This window comes from Staphylococcus sp. IVB6240, from assembly GCF_025558425.1.
Taxonomy (GTDB): Bacteria; Bacillota; Bacilli; order Staphylococcales; family Staphylococcaceae; genus Staphylococcus.
Genome location: NZ_CP094718.1, coordinates 1,739,257 through 1,759,663 on the forward strand (window position 1 = coordinate 1,739,257; position 20,407 = coordinate 1,759,663).

Annotated in this window: 10 protein-coding genes, 6 tRNA genes, 3 rRNA genes and 2 pseudogenes; 7 read left to right on the forward strand and 14 right to left on the reverse strand. The window is 39.2% G+C overall.

Annotated features, from left to right (window positions below; all coding sequences use genetic code 11):
* The first annotated feature begins 323 nt into the window (after nucleotides 1–323).
* From MUA88_RS08645 to MUA88_RS08660, 4 genes are all read left to right on the forward strand, one after another.
* Nucleotides 324–1,844 carry a PTS mannitol transporter subunit IIBC gene (locus MUA88_RS08645; RefSeq protein WP_262605407.1) on the forward strand — a complete coding sequence of 507 codons (1,521 nt, stop codon included), beginning with the start codon at nucleotides 324–326 and terminating at the stop codon, nucleotides 1,842–1,844.
* 125 nt (nucleotides 1,845–1,969) lie between these two features.
* Nucleotides 1,970–4,012 carry a BglG family transcription antiterminator gene (locus tag MUA88_RS08650; RefSeq protein WP_262605408.1) on the forward strand — a complete coding sequence of 681 codons (2,043 nt, stop codon included), beginning with the start codon at nucleotides 1,970–1,972 and terminating at the stop codon, nucleotides 4,010–4,012.
* Nucleotides 4,013–4,025: 13 nt separating this feature from the next.
* Nucleotides 4,026–4,460 (forward strand): PTS mannitol transporter subunit IIA, encoded by a 435-nt coding sequence (locus tag MUA88_RS08655; protein ID WP_262603774.1) that lies wholly within the window; start codon nucleotides 4,026–4,028, stop codon nucleotides 4,458–4,460.
* Nucleotides 4,460–5,563, forward strand: a complete 1,104-nt coding sequence (locus tag MUA88_RS08660) for a mannitol-1-phosphate 5-dehydrogenase (protein WP_262603775.1) — start codon at nucleotides 4,460–4,462, stop codon at nucleotides 5,561–5,563. Before MUA88_RS08655 ends, MUA88_RS08660 begins: the two co-directional genes overlap by 1 nt.
* 47 nt (nucleotides 5,564–5,610) lie before the next feature.
* On the opposite strand, the gene glmM is transcribed toward MUA88_RS08660, so the two are convergent.
* From glmM to rocF, 4 genes are all read right to left on the reverse strand, one after another.
* A complete protein-coding gene (gene glmM, locus MUA88_RS08665; RefSeq protein WP_262605409.1) occupies nucleotides 5,611–6,960 on the reverse strand; it encodes a phosphoglucosamine mutase in 1,350 nt (449 codons plus the stop codon).
* Nucleotides 6,961–6,985: 25 nt separating this feature from the next.
* Entirely contained in the window at nucleotides 6,986–7,918 is a 933-nt protein-coding gene (locus MUA88_RS08670) for a CdaR family protein (protein WP_262603777.1), read from the reverse strand.
* A complete protein-coding gene (gene cdaA, locus MUA88_RS08675; RefSeq protein ID WP_262603778.1) occupies nucleotides 7,919–8,725 on the reverse strand; it encodes a diadenylate cyclase CdaA in 807 nt (268 codons plus the stop codon). It abuts the gene before it with no gap.
* A 77-nt stretch (nucleotides 8,726–8,802) separates the two neighbouring features.
* The gene (rocF, locus tag MUA88_RS08680) at nucleotides 8,803–9,708 is read right to left on the reverse strand and encodes an arginase (protein ID WP_262605410.1); all 906 of its coding nucleotides are present in this window, start codon (nucleotides 9,706–9,708) and stop codon (nucleotides 8,803–8,805) included.
* A gap of 483 nt (nucleotides 9,709–10,191) precedes the next feature.
* On the opposite strand from rocF, the pseudogene MUA88_RS08685 reads away from it, so the two are divergent.
* From MUA88_RS08685 to MUA88_RS08695, 3 genes and pseudogenes are all read left to right on the forward strand, one after another.
* Nucleotides 10,192–11,121: pseudogene (locus MUA88_RS08685) on the forward strand (protein rep).
* An 861-nt stretch (nucleotides 11,122–11,982) separates the two neighbouring features.
* Nucleotides 11,983–12,476 (forward strand): annotated as a pseudogene (locus tag MUA88_RS10980) (YqxI family protein).
* Nucleotides 12,477–12,494: 18 nt separating this feature from the next.
* The gene (locus MUA88_RS08695; protein ID WP_262603781.1) at nucleotides 12,495–12,857 is read left to right on the forward strand and encodes a hypothetical protein; all 363 of its coding nucleotides are present in this window, start codon (nucleotides 12,495–12,497) and stop codon (nucleotides 12,855–12,857) included.
* Between the two features lie 243 nt (nucleotides 12,858–13,100).
* On the opposite strand, the gene MUA88_RS08700 is transcribed toward MUA88_RS08695, so the two are convergent.
* The 10 genes from MUA88_RS08700 to salA form a co-directional block, all read right to left on the reverse strand.
* Nucleotides 13,101–13,173: transfer RNA gene (locus MUA88_RS08700), tRNA-Lys, on the reverse strand.
* 3 nt (nucleotides 13,174–13,176) lie between these two features.
* Nucleotides 13,177–13,251, reverse strand: a tRNA-Gln gene (locus tag MUA88_RS08705).
* 4 nt (nucleotides 13,252–13,255) lie between these two features.
* Nucleotides 13,256–13,339 (reverse strand) — tRNA-Tyr (locus MUA88_RS08710).
* Between the two features lie 16 nt (nucleotides 13,340–13,355).
* Nucleotides 13,356–13,431: transfer RNA gene (locus MUA88_RS08715), tRNA-Val, on the reverse strand.
* Between the two features lie 7 nt (nucleotides 13,432–13,438).
* Nucleotides 13,439–13,510 (reverse strand) — tRNA-Glu (locus MUA88_RS08720).
* A gap of 4 nt (nucleotides 13,511–13,514) precedes the next feature.
* A tRNA-Asn gene (locus tag MUA88_RS08725) sits at nucleotides 13,515–13,589 on the reverse strand.
* 11 nt (nucleotides 13,590–13,600) lie between these two features.
* Nucleotides 13,601–13,715, reverse strand: a 5S ribosomal RNA gene (rrf, locus tag MUA88_RS08730).
* Nucleotides 13,716–13,788: 73 nt separating this feature from the next.
* Nucleotides 13,789–16,713, reverse strand: a 23S ribosomal RNA gene (locus MUA88_RS08735).
* A gap of 359 nt (nucleotides 16,714–17,072) precedes the next feature.
* A 16S ribosomal RNA gene (locus MUA88_RS08740) occupies nucleotides 17,073–18,623 on the reverse strand.
* The 16S, 23S and 5S rRNA genes sit together here with 6 tRNA genes alongside, the layout of an rRNA operon.
* A gap of 535 nt (nucleotides 18,624–19,158) precedes the next feature.
* Nucleotides 19,159–20,223 (reverse strand): iron-sulfur carrier protein/transcriptional regulator SalA, encoded by a 1,065-nt coding sequence (salA, locus tag MUA88_RS08745; protein ID WP_262605411.1) that lies wholly within the window; start codon nucleotides 20,221–20,223, stop codon nucleotides 19,159–19,161.
* Nucleotides 20,224–20,407: the final 184 nt, after the last annotated feature.

Below are 20,407 nucleotides of genomic sequence, written 5' to 3' on the forward strand. Positions count from 1 at the left end.
ATAGACTCTGTATAGTCCATCTGTCTGCAGTGTATTACACAACTTGTGCTGGCGCTTTAATTGATTTAAACCTGACTACCCTCCTTTTGCTCAAACTATACCTCATTTTACACCGATAAAAACTTTAAATGCAAATATAAATGTATTTTCTTTCACAATTTTTCAATACATTTCTTGATTTGTCCAACTTTCATCCATTAATAACGATTTGTCATTTTCAAAGTGCCAAACCTAGATTTTCTATTCATTGTAGGTAAAGCGATTACATTTTATGCTGAAAGTAGTTAAAAAACATGTTCCAACATGAAAGGAAGGTAAAAGCTATGTCAAAGACAACAAATCAACAGCCGATGAAAGCACGCATTCAACGTAATGTTCAAGCGTTCGGTTCATTCTTGTCAAGTATGATCATGCCAAACATCGGCGCCTTTATCGCATGGGGTTTAATTACCGCACTATTTATTCCAGACGGATGGTATCCAAATGAAGAACTTGCCGCAATGGTAGACCCGATGATCAAATATTTAATCCCGCTACTTATTGCATTTAGCGGTGGACGACTTGTTCACGCTCTTCGTGGTGGTATCGTCGGTGCAACAGCAACAATGGGGGTTATCGCAGCATTCCCAGAAACACCTATGTTAATCGGTGCAATGATTATGGGTCCTCTTGTTGGTTGGCTCATGAAAAAAGTAGATGCATACTTACAACCACGTACACCAAACGGTTTAGAAATGCTTGTTAACAACTTCTCAGCTGGTTTCTTAGCATTCTTTATGACAATTCTTGGTTTTAAAGCACTTGCACCAGTTGTATCTGGTCTTATGCAAGTATTAGGTATGGGCGTTGACTTCTTAATCGGAAAACACTTATTGCCATTAGTAAGTGTATTAATCGAACCTGCAAAAATCGTATTCTTAAACAACGCAATCAACCACGGTGTCTTAACACCATTAGCGGCTGATCAAGTGACTGAAGCAGGTAAATCAATTCTGTACACATTAGAATCTAACCCTGGACCTGGTCTCGGTATTTTACTTGCATACATGGTCTTTGGTAAAGGAACTGAAAAAGCAACTTCATACGGAGCAGCGTTTATCCACTTTGTGGGTGGTATTCATGAAATCTACTTCCCTTATGTATTAGCACGTCCAATGCTTATCTTAGCTGCCATTGCTGGTGGTATGACAGGCGTTGCAACATTTAGCTTATTCAACTTTGGTTTAACAAGTCCAGCTTCACCAGGTTCTATTTTCGCCTACTTGGCTGTTACACCAAAAGGTAGTTACCTTGTTATGTTACTCGGTGTATTCTTATCAACACTTGTGACATTCATCGTTGCAAGTCTGATCTTGAAATTCACAAAAAATCCTACTAAGAGCCTTTCAGATGCAACAGCGCAAATGGAAGCTACAAAAGGTAAAAAATCATCAGTGAGCAGTGCATTAACTGATAAATCAGAAGCAACAACAACAGCCACTGCAGACGAGAATGATGCAGAACAATTGTTAAATCGTTACGATACTGAAAATGTGAGCGCACATAAATATGACCATATTACACAAGTCATCTTTGCTTGTGACGCTGGTATGGGTTCAAGTGCCATGGGTGCAAGTATGTTACGTAAGAAATTTGAAAAAGCAGGTATTGAAAACGTAACAGTGATCAATAAAGCGATTAACCAGTTAACAGATGATGCACAACTTGTCATTACTCAGAAAAAATTAACAGACCGTGCGATCAAACAAGTACCTAATGCGATTCACTTATCAGTTGATAACTTCTTAAACTCTCCTCGCTATGATGCACTTATGACGCAAATCAAAGAGGACCAACAACAATAACATTATTTATGAGATGAACTTAAGACATATGAAATGATGTCAGAGTGGACAGAGACACGCTTCTTCAATCGAGTGGCCACTCTGTCCTCTCCTATTATTACGTGATATTTAGGGGGATGGACGTTATGTATTTGGGTACGAGAGAAAGACAAATCTTATCCATTTTACTGAAAAATAAAGGTTATCCAATCAAGCTTTTTGACATTGCACAACAAATTGCTGTTTCCTCTCGCACGGTACATCGAGAACTTAAAAACATAGATACAACACTTGAACCTTTTGAAATCACATTAAAGCGTATTAAGAGTAAAGGTATTTTACTCAAAGGTGATGAGGCAGCATTTAATGCATTAACAGAGTCATTAAACGAATTGGACATTGTCGACTTAACCATTGAAGAACAAAAAGTCATTGTATTATATGCATTAATTCAAAGTGGCGAACCTGTTAAGCAAGTAAGCCTTGCTTCAGAGATTGGGGCCTCTTCACCACAACTTTCTAAGGTGTTAGATCACTTATCTTTAGACTTAAATCAATTTCATATCAAACTTATTCGTAAACGTGGTGAAGGGGTTTCCATTGTTGGAAGTGAAATGCAAAAACGTGCCTTATTAAGTCAGTTGATGATGGAGCGTTTAAATAGTACGAGCGTCTATTCTGTCATTGAAAATCACTTTGTTTTTCAGTCTTTAAACCAAGAACGCTTGCCTATGGTAGATATGAAGGATGTCTTTCAAGTCGAACGTCTATTAATGGATGATTTAGACCAGTTACCTTACACACTAACAGAATCTAGTTATTTATCGCTTATCGTTCACATTGTACTAAGCATCGAACGCATGAAGCATCAACAATTTGTTTCTGTAGAGCAAAACATTATTGCAGAAGTTCAAGATACCCTCGAGTATCAAATCGCAACACAAATTGCTGAGCGGCTTAGCGAACATTATCAAGTCACTTTTAATCAATCAGAAATCACCTTTATGACCATTCATTTGCGTGGTGCCAAACGTCGTAATGATAAAGACATGCCGAGTGAGGATAACAATCTTTCATTAGTGCATTCCCTTATTGACAATGTAGAAGCTCAAACAGGTTATCACTTTGAATCACGCGCTGAGTTAGAAGAAGGGTTGTTATTACATTTACCACCTGCGATCAATCGAATACGTTCAAACATAAAAACGTATAACCCTATGACACAACGCATTCGGTCGTCTTATCCGACAATTTATGAGGCAATTGAGAAAAGCATTAAAAAGGTACTCCCTTCACTTTCCTTTCCGGATTATGAAATCGCCTTTCTCGTCTTACACTTCGGCGGTGCTCTATCCAAAAATAAGCAAGCAACAAAAGTGCTGGTTGTTTGTAGTAGCGGTATCGGCACAAGTCGGATATTAGCCAATCGATTGCAGGAGTCGTTCCCTTCGATTGATGAAATTACACAAGCATCTGTGAGCACGTTAAAAACTCAAGATTTACAAGCTTATGATGCCATATTCTCAACAATCGAATTAGATATTCAGTTGCCCTATCTCGTTGTCAATCCATTGTTACCTGAGCATGAACTCGCACAGGCAACCAGTTTTTTACAGGAACAACTCGCGTCAAAGTGGCAACAAGTACAAGTTGTGAGGGAACAATCAGATACAACGCATTCGACCTCCGATATACCAAAGAATGAAGATGATATCGATCAAAAATTTAAACTCATCAATGAATGTATGGTGCTTTCCAAAAACTTGATGGTTTCAGACATGAATCTTAAAGATTTTGATGCTTCTCTTGCACAACATCTTGCAGATCAAAATGTGATTGAAGATACAAAGACTGTTACAGAGCGCTTAATACAACGCAATGAAGTCCAAAGCTTTTCATTATCACCTTATCCAGTAATCATTCCACATTTGAATGATCCACTGATTTTAAAACCATATTTTAGCATCGGGATACTCGAACAGCCTATTCCATCGACAGATCAGTCAACAATTCGTTATATGGTTTGTGCCATGTTACCTGAGTCGAGTCAATTAAAACCACTGATTAGTCAGCTGTATAGCTATATTACAGAACATCTGGAAAATATTGATACATGGTTGGCAAATCCAACAGAAGTTGAACAAGCATTAAAGTATCAAATTTTATTATTCATTAAACAAACATTATAGGAGTTGAAACATTATGGAAAATTTATTACATGACAACAATATTTTATTAAATCAATCATTCAATACAAAAGCTGAAGCAATTGAACGCGCTGGACAACTACTTGTTCAAAGTGGTGCTGTAACAGAAGACTACATTCCAGCTATGTTAGAACGTGAAACGATTGTATCAACATATATGGGTAATTTCCTAGCAATTCCACATGGTACTGACGATGCCAAAACGGCTGTGCTTGACTCAAGCCTAGCACTCTTACAAATTCCTGGTGGTTTAGATTGGGATGGCGAAGAAGTAAAAGTAGTAATCGGTATTGCAGGTAAAGACGGTACACACTTAGAACTGTTATCTCAAATTGCTATTGCTTTCAGTGATGAAGATAATATTGACAAAATCGTCAATGCTGATTCAAAAGATGAAATCCGTCGTATCCTTGAGGAGGCTGATGTATAATGAACGCTTTACATTTTGGTGCTGGTAATATCGGTCGTGGCTTTATCGGCTTAATCTTAGCAAACAATGATTATCACGTGACGTTTGCAGACGTGAATGACACACTCGTAAACGCATTAAAAACGGAAAAACAATACAGTGTCACACTTGCTGACTCCGAACAAACAACAACAACTGTAAAAAACGTGGATGGCTTGCATTCCATTCAAGACCAAAAAGAATTAGAGTCAGCCATTGCATCTGTCGACTTAATCACAACTGCGGTAGGTGTCAACGTACTTCCAATTGTTGCCAAAACATTAGCACCTATCTTAAAAGAACGTACAACACCTGTAAACGTAGTGGCTTGTGAGAATGCGATTAACGCGACAGATCAACTTGCAGCTGCCATTCGTGATATTGTTGGTGAACTTCCTGAACATGTTCATTTTTCAAATGCGGCAGTAGACCGTATTGTTCCAGGTCAATCACATGATAATATTTTAGATGTCACAGTTGAACCATTTTTTGAATGGGTCATTGAAGATACATCATGGTATGGCGACCAATTAGACGGTGTTACTTACGTTCATAACTTAGCACCTTATATTGAACGTAAACTACTTACTGTCAATACAGGTCACGCATATATTGCTTATGCAGGTCAGTATTACGGACACAAAACAATCTTAGAAGCGATTGAAGATCAACGTGTTTCAGAAGGATTAGAACAAGTATTAACTGAAACAAGTCATTATATTGAAACACAATTTTCAGTAGATCCTGAGACACAAGCCAACTATCGCAAAAAAATCATTGCACGTTTCTATAATCCAAACCTATCAGATGATATCGTTCGTGTAGGTCGTGGCGTGTTACGTAAACTTGGTCCAGAAGACCGTATTATCAAACCATTAAAAGCACTTGAACAAGCTGGGCAATCACATGATGCATTGAATCAACTAGCAGCATTTTCCCTTTCATATCAAGATCCACAAGATGCTGAAACAGTAGACAAGGATAAGCAACTTGCTGAAAATGGTGTTGTGACATTCCTTCAACAACATGCACAACTTGATACGAAAACAGCTGAAGACATCAACAAAGTTTACACATCATTATAAATACGAAAAAACCGAGATCTGTTAATAAGATCTCGGTTTTCTTGGCATTATAAGCCCATTTTTTCTTCTACAACATCTGCAATTGTTTGCGCAAAGCGTAACGCATCTTCGTCAGTTTTTGCTTCAACCATGACACGTACAAGTGGTTCTGTACCAGAAGGGCGAACTAAGATACGTCCTTCTCCATTCATCTCCGCTTCAACACGTGCCATTACTTCTTTAACATCAACATTATCTTCTACGCCATATTTATCTGTTACTCGCACATTTACAAGTGATTGTGGGTATTTCTTCATTTGTGCTGCTAATTCACTTAACTTTTTACCAGTTCGTTTAACGACAGCCGCAAGTTGTACACCCGTTAATAAGCCATCACCTGTTGTATTGTAATCCATCAATACGATATGACCTGACTGTTCGCCACCTAAGTTGTAATGACCGCGACGCATTTCTTCAACAACGTAACGATCTCCAACTTTTGTTTTGTTTGATTGAATGCCTTCTGCTTCTAAAGCTTTGTAGAAACCTAAGTTACTCATCACCGTTGAAACAATCATATTATCATTTAGTTCCCGATTTTTTGCCATCTCTTGACCGATGATAAACATGATTTGGTCACCATCAACAATATTTCCTTGTTCGTCAACTGCAATTAAGCGGTCTCCATCTCCATCGAATGCTAAACCGAAATCACAGCCTTCTTCTACAACTTTCTCTGCTAAAGGTTCTGGGTGTGTAGATCCAACACCTTCATTGATATTGTATCCATCTGGGCTGCAACCAATTGTCACAGTATCTGCTTCAAGGTCACCGAATAAGAATGGTGCGAGTGATGCTGTTGAACCATTTGCACCATCTAACCCAATTTTTAGACCTTCCAAGTTCACTTCGATCGTTGACTTCAAGAAGCTTAAATATTTTTGTGCCCCTTCGAAGTAATCAGAAGTGTGTACAATCTGAGATCCAGTCGGACGTGGCAATTCTGTTGTTTCGTCATCTAATAATGCTTCAATCTCTTGTTCTTGTGCATCTGTAAGCTTAAAGCCATCAGAACCGAAAAACTTAATACCATTGTCCGCAACTGGGTTATGTGACGCTGAAATCATCACACCTAAGTTTGCTTCCATTTCACGAGTTAAGTATGCGACACCTGGTGTTGAAATCACACCTAATCGCATGACTTCTGCACCAATTGATACAAGTCCAGCGATTAATGCATTCTCTAACATTTCACCTGATACACGTGTATCTTTCCCCACAAGTACACGTGGATGTTCTGTATCGTCATTATGTGCTAAAACATAACCACCGTATCTCCCTAATTTAAAAGCTAACTCCGGTGTTAATTCTTGGTTAGCCACACCTCTCACACCGTCTGTCCCAAAATATTTACCCATAATCTTTAAATCTCCTTTTTATTCATCATTCAACTGATATTGTTGCTGTGATTTCTGTTGGTTTTGTATAGGATACTTCATCTGGTAAATCTAGTTTAACCGTGCGTGTCGTCGTATTATTCACGCCATTCACGTCAACTTCACCAGATATTTTGTCGATATCTTCCAAGGCTTCACGATTACCATAAAGGTCAATGGTTGATTCATCTAATGTTACATCACTGATTTTATAACCATCAGCAGCGAAACCTTTTTTCGTTAAATCAATCTTCACTTTTTTATGATAAGGTTCGACATTCACAGTTAAATCAACAGTAGATGGTATCACTTGTACATCTAACTTATTCATATTTTTATCAAAAACTGCAACGTTTGCTTTAGCAGTCGTTTTTTGAGTGATTTGAAAATCTTCTCTTAGACTAGCTTTTGCAAAAGCAATGCGATCCAATTGTTCCTTCCCACCTACAACCTTCACCATATGATGGTTAACCTTTGCTTCAGAAACCTGATAATTTGGATCTACAGCATATCGACTAATGTTTGGCTCAACAATGACTTTCCGTGTCTCTTTCTTCTCTACAGAAAGCGTCGCCTCTTTTGGATAAACACGATAATTAATATCTTTGTCTAATCCACGCACTTGGTAAGCTATAGTTTGTTCACCTGTGCTTGCATTTGTCGCATCTAACGTCACTTTATAATCTTCTACTTTTGTTGCTTGTAACACCTTAGATTGAGGACCACTCAGTTCTACATCTACAGTGTCCGGCGCACCTGATACATAGAGGTCTTTGTTATTATTAATGACTTCTACAGGTACATTTTTAATCGTTTTATGGCCATCCTTTGCAATATTATCTGTTGTAAAGGAATCACCTAACACGTTATTCACTGATAAGAACAATAATAATGCCAAAATCAGTGCAAAAAAACGCAAGCCCCATTTAGACTCTAACATCTAATTCACACCTTTCTTTGCAAAGTGTGTTCCAAACCAATGTTCAGACAATAACTCTTCAAATACTTCTACTGAAATATCTTTGCGCAACTTGCCATCGAACGTTACAGATATAGAACCTGTTTCTTCTGATACAATAACAGTAAAAGCATCAGATACTTCAGAAATACCCACAGCTGCACGGTGACGTGTTCCCAAGCTTTTAGCAATTTTTGGGCTATCCGACAACGGCAAGTAGCTTGCTGCTGTCGCAATTTTATCTCCTTGAATAATCATCGCACCATCATGTAGCGGTGTATTCGGAATAAATACATTCGTTAATAATTCTTGTGAAATATCTGAATGCATCGGAATACCCGTTTCAATATAATCTTGCAAACCAGTTTCTTTTTCAAAAACAATCAATGCCCCAATACGACGTTTTGCCATGTATTGAACAGCTTTTGAAACCGATTCGACAAGCTTAGGTACTTCCTCATAGGATGTCATCGTATAGCGTTTGAAGAAGCTGCCGCGCCCCAGTTGCTCCAACGCGCGTCTGATTTCAGGCTGGAAAATAACGATGATGGCTAGAAAACCCCATTGCATCGCTAAATCAAACATTCTTGAAGTTGTAGTCAACTGTAAGTATTCACTAACTGCTTTACCAATCAGAATAAATAAAATCCCTTTTAATAATTGAATAGCCTTTGTTCCTCTAAAGACCGCAATTAGTAAATAGATCACGTACCAAACAATTAGTAAATCGAGAACACCAGTGATAACTTCAAGCGTACTAAATTTTTCAAAGAGATTTGAAATCTGCATAGCATCTCCTCCGGTAATCTATTCCCATAACCTTTATTATAACAAGTATGATAGCGACTTGTCATATATCAATTAGATTATAATAAGGTTTCCCCAAAGAAAGATCCTAACAAAGCAACTGCTTGTTCTGCAGTATGATTTCCTTGATCTAGTAATGGATTCACTTCTACTAAATCCATTGATTTGATTAGGCCAGATTGTTGTAATAACTCTAACGCAAAATGACTTTCACAATAAGTTAAGCCACCTGATACTTTTGTGCCTGTTCCCGGTGTTTCATTAGGATCAAGCGCATCTACATCTAAAGATAAATGAACACTATCCGTTCTTTCTTCTAAATAAGAAATCGTTTCTTGTATCACTGTTTTAATACCTAAAGCATCGATATCTGCCATAGTATATGTTTTAATGCCATGCTTTTTAATATATTGGCGCTCACCATAATCCAAATCACGCATGCCGATTAAAACAATCCGGTCTGGCGTTACTTTAGGTGAAAAGCCACCTAACTGTACAAACTGTTCATCTCCATCCCCTGCAAGCACACGTAATGACATACCATGAACATTTCCTGAAGGCGATTCTTCTGGAATGTTCAGATCACCATGCGCATCATACCAAATGACACCCAACTTATCATAATGCTTACTAACAGCTGATACAGACCCGATTGCTAATGAATGGTCACCACCTAAAACGACTGGAAAATGACCTTGAGACACACTTTCTGAAACTTTATCCATTAAAGTTTGATTATAAGTGAGTAATTCATCATAGTTTCGTAATCCTGTAGTTTCTTGTTGCACCTTCTCAACATCAACAGGTGGTACAGGAATATTACCACTATCTATAACTCCATGACCAATTCTTTTTAGTCTTTCAACAACACCTGCATAGCGAATGGCATCTGGACCAAAATCTACCCCAAACTTTTGTTGTCCAAATAATACTGGTGCACCAATCAATTCAATTTTTTTATTCATTTTTTATTCCCCCTTGTTTATATTGCGCTTGATAACCCCTTTAATGTCTCAAACGCACCATTGTCAGAATAATCAATCAAACTAATAAAATCAAGTATTTAATGGAATTAATATTTGATTACCAAAGTAATTCATTAAAGAATGAAAGTGTCATGATTTACTTTAAAAACTGACAACTTTCATTTATTATAGTTTTAATATATCATGACACATAGGCGCATCATGTCTCCTCTTGATTTTTTGTTTAGGCACTTAAAATGATAGAGGCATGAGCGCTTTTTTTATATCTAAAATGATTAAAAACATAAAAAAGGCGGGATAGCATTTCATGCCATCCCACCACAAAAGATTAAGCCCCCTTTTTCATACCTATTAATGTATCGTTTTAAATGACTAGTAAAAAACATACATAGAAAGGGGTAAAAAGTAATTTTTTTTATTATCCTAGTTTGTGACAACTAAGTTGTTTTTATTTATTATAACATGGAAAAGTATACTGAGAAAAAGCAAAGAAATCAAGTATTTCAGAAATTTATTAAACGTCATATTGGAGAAAATCAAATGGATTTAGTTAAAGATTATAATACATTTCTGTCTTTTGTAGCTGATAAGACTTTGGAGAAACAGAAATTATATAAAACTAATTCTTGTAAAAATCGATTTTGCCCAGTTTGTGCATGGCGTAAAGCAAGAAAAGATGCGTTAGGTTTATCTTTAATGATGCAGTATGTTATGTACAAAAAGAATATAAAAAAGAGTTTATATTTTTAACTTTAACAACACCTAATGTATCTAAAGATGAGTTAGAAAATGAAAGTAAGCATTATAATCAGTCCTTTAGAAAACTAATTAAAAGAAAACAAGTTAATAGTGTTATTAAAGGTTATGTAAGGAAATTAGAAATTACATACAATAAATAACGAGATGATTATAATCCTCATTTTCATGTATTAATTGCAGTAAATAAATTATATTTTACAGATAAAAGATATTATATTAGTCAACAAGAATGGTTAGATTTATGGCGTGATGTAACAGGTATTTTAGAAATTACACAAGTTCAAGTTCAAAAAATAAGACAAAATAATAATAAAGAGTTATATGAAATGGCTAAGTATTCTGGTAAAGATAGTGATTATTTAATAAATCAAAAGGTTTTTTGATACATTTTATAAATCACTTAAAGGTAAACAGGTGTTAGTTTATTCAGGATTATTTAAAGAGGCTAGAAAGAAATTAAAAAATGGGTTTTTAGATTATTTAAAAGAAATTGATCCAACTGAATATATCTATCAAATTTTCTATATTTGGAAACAAAAAGAATACTTAGCAAGTGAACTTCATGATTTAACCGAAGAAGAAAAAAGAGAGCTTAATCATCGAATGATTGATGAAATTGAAGAAGAACAATGATTATAAATTACGTTAGCTAAAAAGCTAGCGTTTTTTTGAGTTTAGAAACGGACTAAAAAAATATCGGTTGATATTAATTAGTTTTAGGGAGTTCCAATCAGACTAGAATTTTTAAACAGTGCAACAAAGCAAATTTGTAAAATACAGTTGTATTAGTAAATTAACACGGTATTTTTATGACATTTATCTGTACATTTTTCATATACTTTTCTTGCAGTTATAAAACCAGTAAAAATGTAGGTTAACTGTATAGATAGATGTATCTTATACGGCTCATATTTCCGTTCTAAGCAACGAAAAAGTTTTGAAGGTAATAAAAATTTGGAGATTGTTCTTAATGTCCCTTTAAAATGCGAAATAAGGATATTGGATTATCGCACGTATAATTTGGTTTTAGCACGATACCTTTTAGGTGTGTAAGTGCGCCCTTGGACAACGAGAAAATAAAAAATCTTAATTAAACTAAAGTTTAACTAAGATAGTCACGAGAAAAAGGGTTTGCAAAATATCGAGTTCTTTCGGATATTTGAAATTATCGTATGGATTAAGATATGAATAAAATCACAATTTAATAAAGGGGGTGTTCAACGTATAGTCGACTACATAATTCATTTGTCGTTTATGCCGAGAAAATTTATTGATGTTGAGAAGAAGCCTTAACTAAACTTGCATACGAATGTCGGCATAGCGTGAGCTATTAAGCCGACCATTCGACATATTTTGGGATTGTTAAAGGTTCCGAGGCTCAACGTCAATAAAGCAATTGGAATAAAGCAATATTATGATATGTTTATATTAGGAATGTTTTTTAAAGATTTGGGAGTAAATTTAGAGAAAGGAGAGAAAAGGAGTTTTTTTATTTTGAAACTAAAAAAATCATTTGGAACATTAGTGATGAGTGCTGTTTTATTATCAACAATTAGTCCATTTGCAGATGCCAAAGAAAGTAATATTAAAAATGAGTCTTCTACAACAACAGCTAATAGTAATAATCAAGCAAAATATGTAACGGTAGATGGAGTGAAAATAAATAGAAATCCGAATTTACCAGTGAATCCAGAGGTTCAAAACCGAATTGGAGCTACAAAGGTTGTTAAGACTGCTATTAAATTAATAATAAAAGTAAAGCAGTTGGTGTGGTAGAAATAGTAGGTGGTAAAAAGGCGGCTAAAGCTTTTAATAAAGCTTATAGTCCATTAGTAAAAGAGTTAAAGCCTATGTTGAAATAGAGTGAAGTTCCTGCTAATGCGGTAAGAGATGCTGGAATTAGAGCGGACCGTTTAGCTGGTTTATCAGAATCTCAAGCTCATACTTTAGGAGTGAGCTTAAAAGAAGCTATATATTGGCTATTTTAATAATTTAAGGAGTTTATTATGTTAAAAGAAAAAGAAAGTTTTAGATTACTTTACCAAGCTATACGAGAGCTTGCAGATAAAATTGGAGATAATCAGATAGAAACTAATTCTGTTAGTTTATTATTATTAGACTTTGATTTTGAACATGATGTATTTGATAAACTATATTTAGCAATTTTAAATTATTTAAACACAGTGAGTATTGAGGATATAAATCATAGTGAGCTTTTAGATTTAATAGCTAATACTATTCCAGAAGATCGAGAGATTAATACGTTCGTAAAAAACAAAATAATAATTGGTTTTGCTAATAATTATTTTCCTGAATTGCAAGTATTAGCAAATGACATAAAGTCTGATATGGGCAGTTTATTAAGTTAGTAGTATTTTTACTTAAATTAGCAAGATGAATTTAGTTTTTTTGGAGCTTTGTACATTTTAGTACAAAGCTCTTTTTGGAACGAGTGAAACGAGTTTTTTCTTATCTTGATAATAAAGGTAACTATTGCCGGCAAGGGTAATTGGCCTTAAAGTATTGATATGTCTGGCTTCAAGCACAAAAAAAAGTTCCTTTAAAACATAAAAAACCAAAAAACCCTATCTCAATCGAGATAGGGTTAAAAGTGAGCCATAGAGGATTCGAACCTCTGACCCTCTGATTAAAAGTCAGATGCTCTACCAACTGAGCTAATGGCTCTTATGGCTGGGCTAGCTGGATTCGAACCAGCGAGTGACGGAGTCAAAGTCCGTTGCCTTACCGCTTGGCTATAGCCCAAAGATGGTGGAGGGGGGCAGATTCGAACTGCCGAACCCGAAGGAGCGGATTTACAGTCCGCCGCGTTTAGCCACTTCGCTACCCCTCCGCGTATAAAATTAAAATGGTGGAGAATGACGGGTTCGAACCGCCGACCCTCTGCTTGTAAGGCAGATGCTCTCCCAGCTGAGCTAATTCTCCAAAAAAGTGACCCCTACGGGACTCGAACCCGTGTTACCGCCGTGAAAGGGCGGTGTCTTAACCGCTTGACCAAGGGGCCTTAATGGCTCCACAGGTAGGACTCGAACCTACGACCGATCGGTTAACAGCCGATAGCTCTACCACTGAGCTACTGTGGATTAATAAGATTACCTGGCACCTTCCTACTCTAGCGGAACGTCAGTTCAACTACCATCGGCGCTAAAGAGCTTAACTTCTGTGTTCGGCATGGGAACAGGTGTGACCTCTTTGCCATTGGCACCAGATAAAATGAATGTTATACATTCAAAACTAGATAGTAAGTATATCAGTTACACAAACAAAACCTTGTGAAAAAATTTGATTAAGTCTTCGATCGATTAGTATTCGTCAGCTCCACGTATCACTACGCTTCCACCTCGAACCTATTAACCTCATCATCTTTGAGGGATCTTATAACCGAAGTTGGGAAATCTCATCTCGAGGGGGGCTTCATGCTTAGATGCTTTCAGCACTTATCCCGTCCATACATAGCTACCCAGCTATGCCGCTGGCGCGACAACTGGTACACCAGAGGTATGTCCATCCCGGTCCTCTCGTACTAAGGACAGCGCCTCTCAAATTTCCTACGCCCACGACGGATAGGGACCGAACTGTCTCACGACGTTCTGAACCCAGCTCGCGTACCGCTTTAATGGGCGAACAGCCCAACCCTTGGGACCGACTACAGCCCCAGGATGCGATGAGCCGACATCGAGGTGCCAAACCTCCCCGTCGATGTGAACTCTTGGGGGAGATAAGCCTGTTATCCCCGGGGTAGCTTTTATCCGTTGAGCGATGGCCCTTCCATGCGGAACCACCGGATCACTAAGTCCGTCTTTCGACCCTGCTCGACTTGTAGGTCTCGCAGTCAAGCTCCCTTATGCCTTTACACTCTTTGAATGATTTCCAACCATTCTGAGGGAACCTTTGAGCGCCTCCGTTACTCTTTAGGAGGCGACCGCCCCAGTCAAACTGCCCGCCTGACACTGTCTCCCAGCACGCTAAGTGCTGCGGGTTAGAAATCCAATACAATTAGGGTAGTATCCCACCAATGCCTCCACGTAAGCTAGCGCTCACGCTTCTAAGGCTCCTACCTATCCTGTACAAACTGTACCGAATTTCAATATCAGGCTACAGTAAAGCTCCACGGGGTCTTTCCGTCCTGTCGCGGGTAACCGGCATCTTCACCGGTACTATGATTTCACCGAGTCTCTCGTTGAGACAGTGCCCAAATCGTTACGCCTTTCGTGCGGGTCGGAACTTACCCGACAAGGAATTTCGCTACCTTAGGACCGTTATAGTTACGGCCGCCGTTTACTGGGGCTTCGATTCGTAGCTTCGCAGAAGCTAACCACTCCTCTTAACCTTCCAGCACCGGGCAGGCGTCAGCCCCTATACGTCACCTTACGGTTTAGCAGAGACCTGTGTTTTTGATAAACAGTCGCTTGGGCCTATTCACTGCGGCTCTTCAGAGCGTGAACCCTAAAGAGCACCCCTTCTCCCGAAGTTACGGGGTCATTTTGCCGAGTTCCTTAACGAGAGTTCGCTCGCTCACCTTAGAATTCTCATCTTGACTACCTGTGTCGGTTTGCGGTACGGGCACCTATTTTCTAGCTAGAGGCTTTTCTCGGCAGTGTGAAATCAACGACTCGAAGAAACGTATTTCTTCTCCCCATCACAGCTCAATCTTAACGAGTGCCGGATTTGCCTAACACTCAATCTCACTGCTTAGACGTGCACTCCAACAGCACGCTTCGCCTATCCTACTGCGTCCCCCCATCGCTTAAAACGAATTTAGGTGGTACAGGAATATCAACCTGTTATCCATCGCCTACGCCTTTCGGCCTCAGCTTAGGACCCGACTAACCCAGAGCGGACGAGCCTTCCTCTGGAAACCTTAGTCAATCGGTGGACGGGATTCTCACCCGTCTTTCGCTACTCACACCGGCATTCTCACTTCTAAGCGCTCCACATGTCCTTGCGATCATGCTTCAACGCCCTTAGAACGCTCTCCTACCATTGTCCTACGGACAATCCACAGCTTCGGTAATATGTTTAGCCCCGGTACATTTTCGGCGCAGTGTCACTCGACTAGTGAGCTATTACGCACTCTTTAAATGATGGCTGCTTCTAAGCCAACATCCTAGTTGTCTGGGCAACGCCACATCCTTTTCCACTTAACATATATTTTGGGACCTTAGCTGGTGGTCTGGGCTGTTTCCCTTTCGAATATGGACCTTATCACCCACATTCTGACTCCCAAGTTAAATTATTTGGCATTCGGAGTTTGTCTGAATTCGGTAACCCGAGAGGGGCCCCTCGTCCAAACAGTGCTCTACCTCCAATAATCATCACTTGAGGCTAGCCCTAAAGCTATTTCGGAGAGAACCAGCTATCTCCAAGTTCGATTGGAATTTCTCCGCTACCCTCAGTTCATCCGCTCACTTTTCAACGTAAGTCGGTTCGGTCCTCCATTCAGTGTTACCTGAACTTCAACCTGACCAAGGGTAGATCACCTGGTTTCGGGTCTACGACCAAATACTCATTCGCCCTATTCAGACTCGCTTTCGCTACGGCTCCACATTTTCTGCTTAACCTTGCATCAGATCGTAACTCGCCGGTTCATTCTACAAAAGGCACGCCATCACCCATTAACGGGCTCTGACTACTTGTAAGCACACGGTTTCAAGTTCTCTTTCACTCCCCTTCCGGGGTACTTTTCACCTTTCCCTCACGGTACTGGTTCACTATCGGTCACTAGAGAGTATTTAGCCTTAGGAGATGGTCCTCCCAGATTCCGACGGAATTTCACGTGCTCCGCCGTACTCAGGATCCACTCAAGAGAGGTCACGTTTTCGACTACAGGATTATTACCTTCTATGATTAACCTTTCCAGATTATTCGTCTAACATGTCCTTTTGTAACTCCGTATAGAGTGTCCTACAACCCCAACAAGCAAGCTTGTTGGTTTGGGCTCTTCCCGTTTCGCTCGCCGCTACTCAGGGAATCGATTTTTCTTTCTCTTCCTCCGGGTACTAAGATGTTTCAGTTCTCCGGGTCTGCCTTCTTACATGCTATGTATTCACATGTAGATAACACGACATAACTCGTGCTGGGTTTCCCCATTTGGAAATCTCTGGATTACAGCTTACTTACAGCTCCCCAAAGCATATCGTCGTTAGTAACGTCCTTCTTCGGCTTCTAGTGCCAAGGTATTCACCGTGCGCCCTTAATAACTTAATCTATAGTTATTAATTATGTGAGTCGTCATTTGACGACTAGCGATAATTTTTAGTTTCAAGCTTTCGCTATTCACTCGGTTTTTGCTTGGTAAAATCTTTTATACTTACTTATCTAGTTTTCAATGTACAAGTCATTAAATTGGCAAGCCTTTTCATTCTGCTTCATTTCTTTCTTCACTTGCTCAGTTACGCTAAGTAATCTTCGCTGCGTTCATCAAGAAATTCATAGACTGATAAATGCTTTCAATTTAATTTTTAATTATAAGTTGAATCCTCAATAATGAGCATTCAAAACTGAATACAATATGTCACGTTAATCCGCTTATCACCTAAAGGTGATATTCCGTATATTATCCTTAGAAAGGAGGTGATCCAGCCGCACCTTCCGATACGGCTACCTTGTTACGACTTCACCCCAATCATTTGTCCCACCTTCGACGGCTAGCTCCAAATGGTTACTCCACCGGCTTCGGGTGTTACAAACTCTCGTGGTGTGACGGGCGGTGTGTACAAGACCCGGGAACGTATTCACCGTAGCATGCTGATCTACGATTACTAGCGATTCCAGCTTCATGTAGTCGAGTTGCAGACTACAATCCGAACTGAGAACATCTTTATGGGATTTGCTTGACCTCGCGGTTTTGCTGCCCTTTGTAATGTCCATTGTAGCACGTGTGTAGCCCAAATCATAAGGGGCATGATGATTTGACGTCATCCCCACCTTCCTCCGGTTTGTCACCGGCAGTCAACTTAGAGTGCCCAACTTAATGATGGCAACTAAGCTCAAGGGTTGCGCTCGTTGCGGGACTTAACCCAACATCTCACGACACGAGCTGACGACAACCATGCACCACCTGTCACTTTGTCCTCCGAAGAGGAAAACACTATCTCTAGTACGGTCAAAGGATGTCAAGATTTGGTAAGGTTCTTCGCGTTGCTTCGAATTAAACCACATGCTCCACCGCTTGTGCGGGTCCCCGTCAATTCCTTTGAGTTTCAGTCTTGCGACCGTACTCCCCAGGCGGAGTGCTTAATGCGTTAGCTGCAGCACTAAGGGGCGGAAACCCCCTAACACTTAGCACTCATCGTTTACGGCGTGGACTACCAGGGTATCTAATCCTGTTTGATCCCCACGCTTTCGCACATCAGCGTCAGTTGCAGACCAGAAAGCCGCCTTCGCCACTGGTGTTCCTCCATATCTCTGCGCATTTCACCGCTACACATGGAATTCCACTTTCCTCTTCTGCACTCAAGTTTTCCAGTTTCCAATGACCCTCCACGGTTGAGCCGTGGGCTTTCACATCAGACTTAAAAAACCGCCTACGCGCGCTTTACGCCCAATAATTCCGGATAACGCTTGCCACCTACGTATTACCGCGGCTGCTGGCACGTAGTTAGCCGTGGCTTTCTGATTAGGTACCGTCAAGACGTGCACAGTTACTTACACGTTTGTTCTTCCCTAATAACAGAGCTTTACGATCCGAAGACCTTCATCACTCACGCGGCGTTGCTCCGTCAGGCTTTCGCCCATTGCGGAAGATTCCCTACTGCTGCCTCCCGTAGGAGTCTGGACCGTGTCTCAGTTCCAGTGTGGCCGATCACCCTCTCAGGTCGGCTACGTATCGTCGCCTTGGTAAGCCGTTACCTTACCAACTAGCTAATACGGCGCGGGTCCATCTATAAGTGACAGCAAGACCGTCTTTCACTATTGAACCATGCGGTTCAATATGTTATCCGGTATTAGCTCCGGTTTCCCGAAGTTATTCCAGTCTTATAGGTAGGTTACCCACGTGTTACTCACCCGTCCGCCGCTAACGTCAGAGGTGCAAGCACCTCGTCTGTTCGCTCGACTTGCATGTATTAGGCACGCCGCCAGCGTTCATCCTGAGCCAGGATCAAACTCTCCATAAAAGAAGTAAGCTTGATTAGCTCGTTTAATTGTTTAAGTCAATCACTCTTGAAAGTACTACTCTGAGTACTCAAATTATCGGAATTAACGTTGACATATTGTCATTCAGTTTTCAATGTTCATCTTGTCTTTAAAAAATCAACATTCCATTTAATGTTGATTCGTTTTTCAAGACTTAATCAATCATAAAGCATTTTCGAATCTTTATCAATAGTAAATTTTACACCATCGATTTGCTTTTGTTGATTTCTTTTTGTCACTCGTTAGTGCGACTTTAACATCATAACAAGTAATCATTTTGTTGTCAACCATAAAATAAAATTTATTTTTTATTTTAGATTGTTATAAGCTCTCGCTCACAAGAAAATATTCTACTGGCTTTAGCATAAAAAATCAAGCCCCTTTTTTAATTTTTTTATATTTTTATGATCACTTACAATTCAGCCGCTACAATCGCCTCTCTATTCACACACATTGCATATAAAAAGCGACTAGAAAAGTGGTATGTCACCCTTTTCTGGTCGCCATTATTTGTTATTACTTACCTGTTTTTTCGATTACTTTTCTTGCAATGTCTCTATAAATTTCGCCTAGTTTATCTTCTGGTTGATAAATAGATGGAGCAAAGTCCACTGGTTTCCATGATGGTTGTTCAAGCGGCAATTGTCCAAGAAGGTCAGTTTGTAGCTCATCTGCTAGTTTTTGACCGCCACCTTGACCGAATACATATTCCTTATTACCAGTTTCTTTACTTTCAAAGTAAGACATATTTTCGATAACACCTAAAATAGAGTGTTCTGTATGTTTTGCCATCGCACCAGCACGTGCTGCAACAAATGCTGCCGTTGGGTGTGGTGTTGTAACAATAATTTCTTTACTAGATGGTAACATTGTATGCACATCTAATGCGACGTCACCTGTACCAGGTGGTAAGTCTAAGATAAGGTAATCTAAATCTCCCCACTTAACCTCTGTGAAGAAGTTCGTTAACATTTTTCCAAGCATTGGTCCACGCCAAATAACAGGTGCGTTTTCTTCTACAAAGAATGCCATTGAAATGACTTTAACACCATGTCGTTCAACCGGTACTACTGTTTTCCCTTCAATTCCTGGTTTCTCGTCAATACCCATCATATCTGGAACACTAAAACCATAGATATCTGCATCAATTAAACCAACACGTTTCCCTTCACGTGCCAATGAAACAGCTAAGTTCACAGCAACTGTTGATTTACCAACGCCACCTTTACCTGATGCAACTGCGATAAATTCAAGATCGTTGCCTTGTGCAATGAACTGTTCAATTGTTTGTTGTTCTTCTTCTTGGCTGCCACGATATTTTGCTACAGTTTCTTCTGGTAATTCTTCAAAACGAATACCTACTGTTTTCGCACCATTTTCTTTTAGCTTTTCTACAATTTCCATTTGTAGATCTAGTTGTGTTTGTCCACCTAGTTGTGCCATCGCTACTTTGACACTTACATGTTCTTTTTCTTCTTTAACTGATACATCTATTACGCCACCAGTTTCGCTTAATGGCACATGGATAATTGGATCATTGATTTCTCCAACGATCTGTTTGACTTCTTCTACTGTTAACACGGATGATCTCTCCTTTTGTACACGTTTATATACAGTTTAACAAAATATAAAGCGATTGCATAAGGGTAAAGCCCTTATTTATCACAAAAAGTCCCCTATTCATAAAAAACTGACCAAAAAAGTCTACATTTAGCTCTTTTTCAGTCAGTTTCCAGTGTATTTCTATCTATTCACTTTTAATTTT

What these genes read in the sequence shown, in the direction of transcription:
- MUA88_RS08645 (WP_262605407.1), top strand. Translation starts at nt 324, where the DNA reads ATGTCAAAGACAACAAATCAACAGCCGATGAAAGCACGCATTCAACGT.
- MUA88_RS08650 (WP_262605408.1), top strand. Translation starts at nt 1,970, where the DNA reads ATGTATTTGGGTACGAGAGAAAGACAAATCTTATCCATTTTACTGAAA.
- MUA88_RS08655 (WP_262603774.1), top strand. Translation starts at nt 4,026, where the DNA reads ATGGAAAATTTATTACATGACAACAATATTTTATTAAATCAATCATTC.
- MUA88_RS08660 (WP_262603775.1), top strand. Translation starts at nt 4,460, where the DNA reads ATGAACGCTTTACATTTTGGTGCTGGTAATATCGGTCGTGGCTTTATC.
- glmM (WP_262605409.1), bottom strand. Translation starts at nt 6,960, where the DNA reads ATGGGTAAATATTTTGGGACAGACGGTGTGAGAGGTGTGGCTAACCAA.
- MUA88_RS08670 (WP_262603777.1), bottom strand. Translation starts at nt 7,918, where the DNA reads ATGTTAGAGTCTAAATGGGGCTTGCGTTTTTTTGCACTGATTTTGGCA.
- cdaA (WP_262603778.1), bottom strand. Translation starts at nt 8,725, where the DNA reads ATGCAGATTTCAAATCTCTTTGAAAAATTTAGTACGCTTGAAGTTATC.
- rocF (WP_262605410.1), bottom strand. Translation starts at nt 9,708, where the DNA reads ATGAATAAAAAAATTGAATTGATTGGTGCACCAGTATTATTTGGACAA.
- MUA88_RS08695 (WP_262603781.1), top strand. Translation starts at nt 12,495, where the DNA reads ATGTTAAAAGAAAAAGAAAGTTTTAGATTACTTTACCAAGCTATACGA.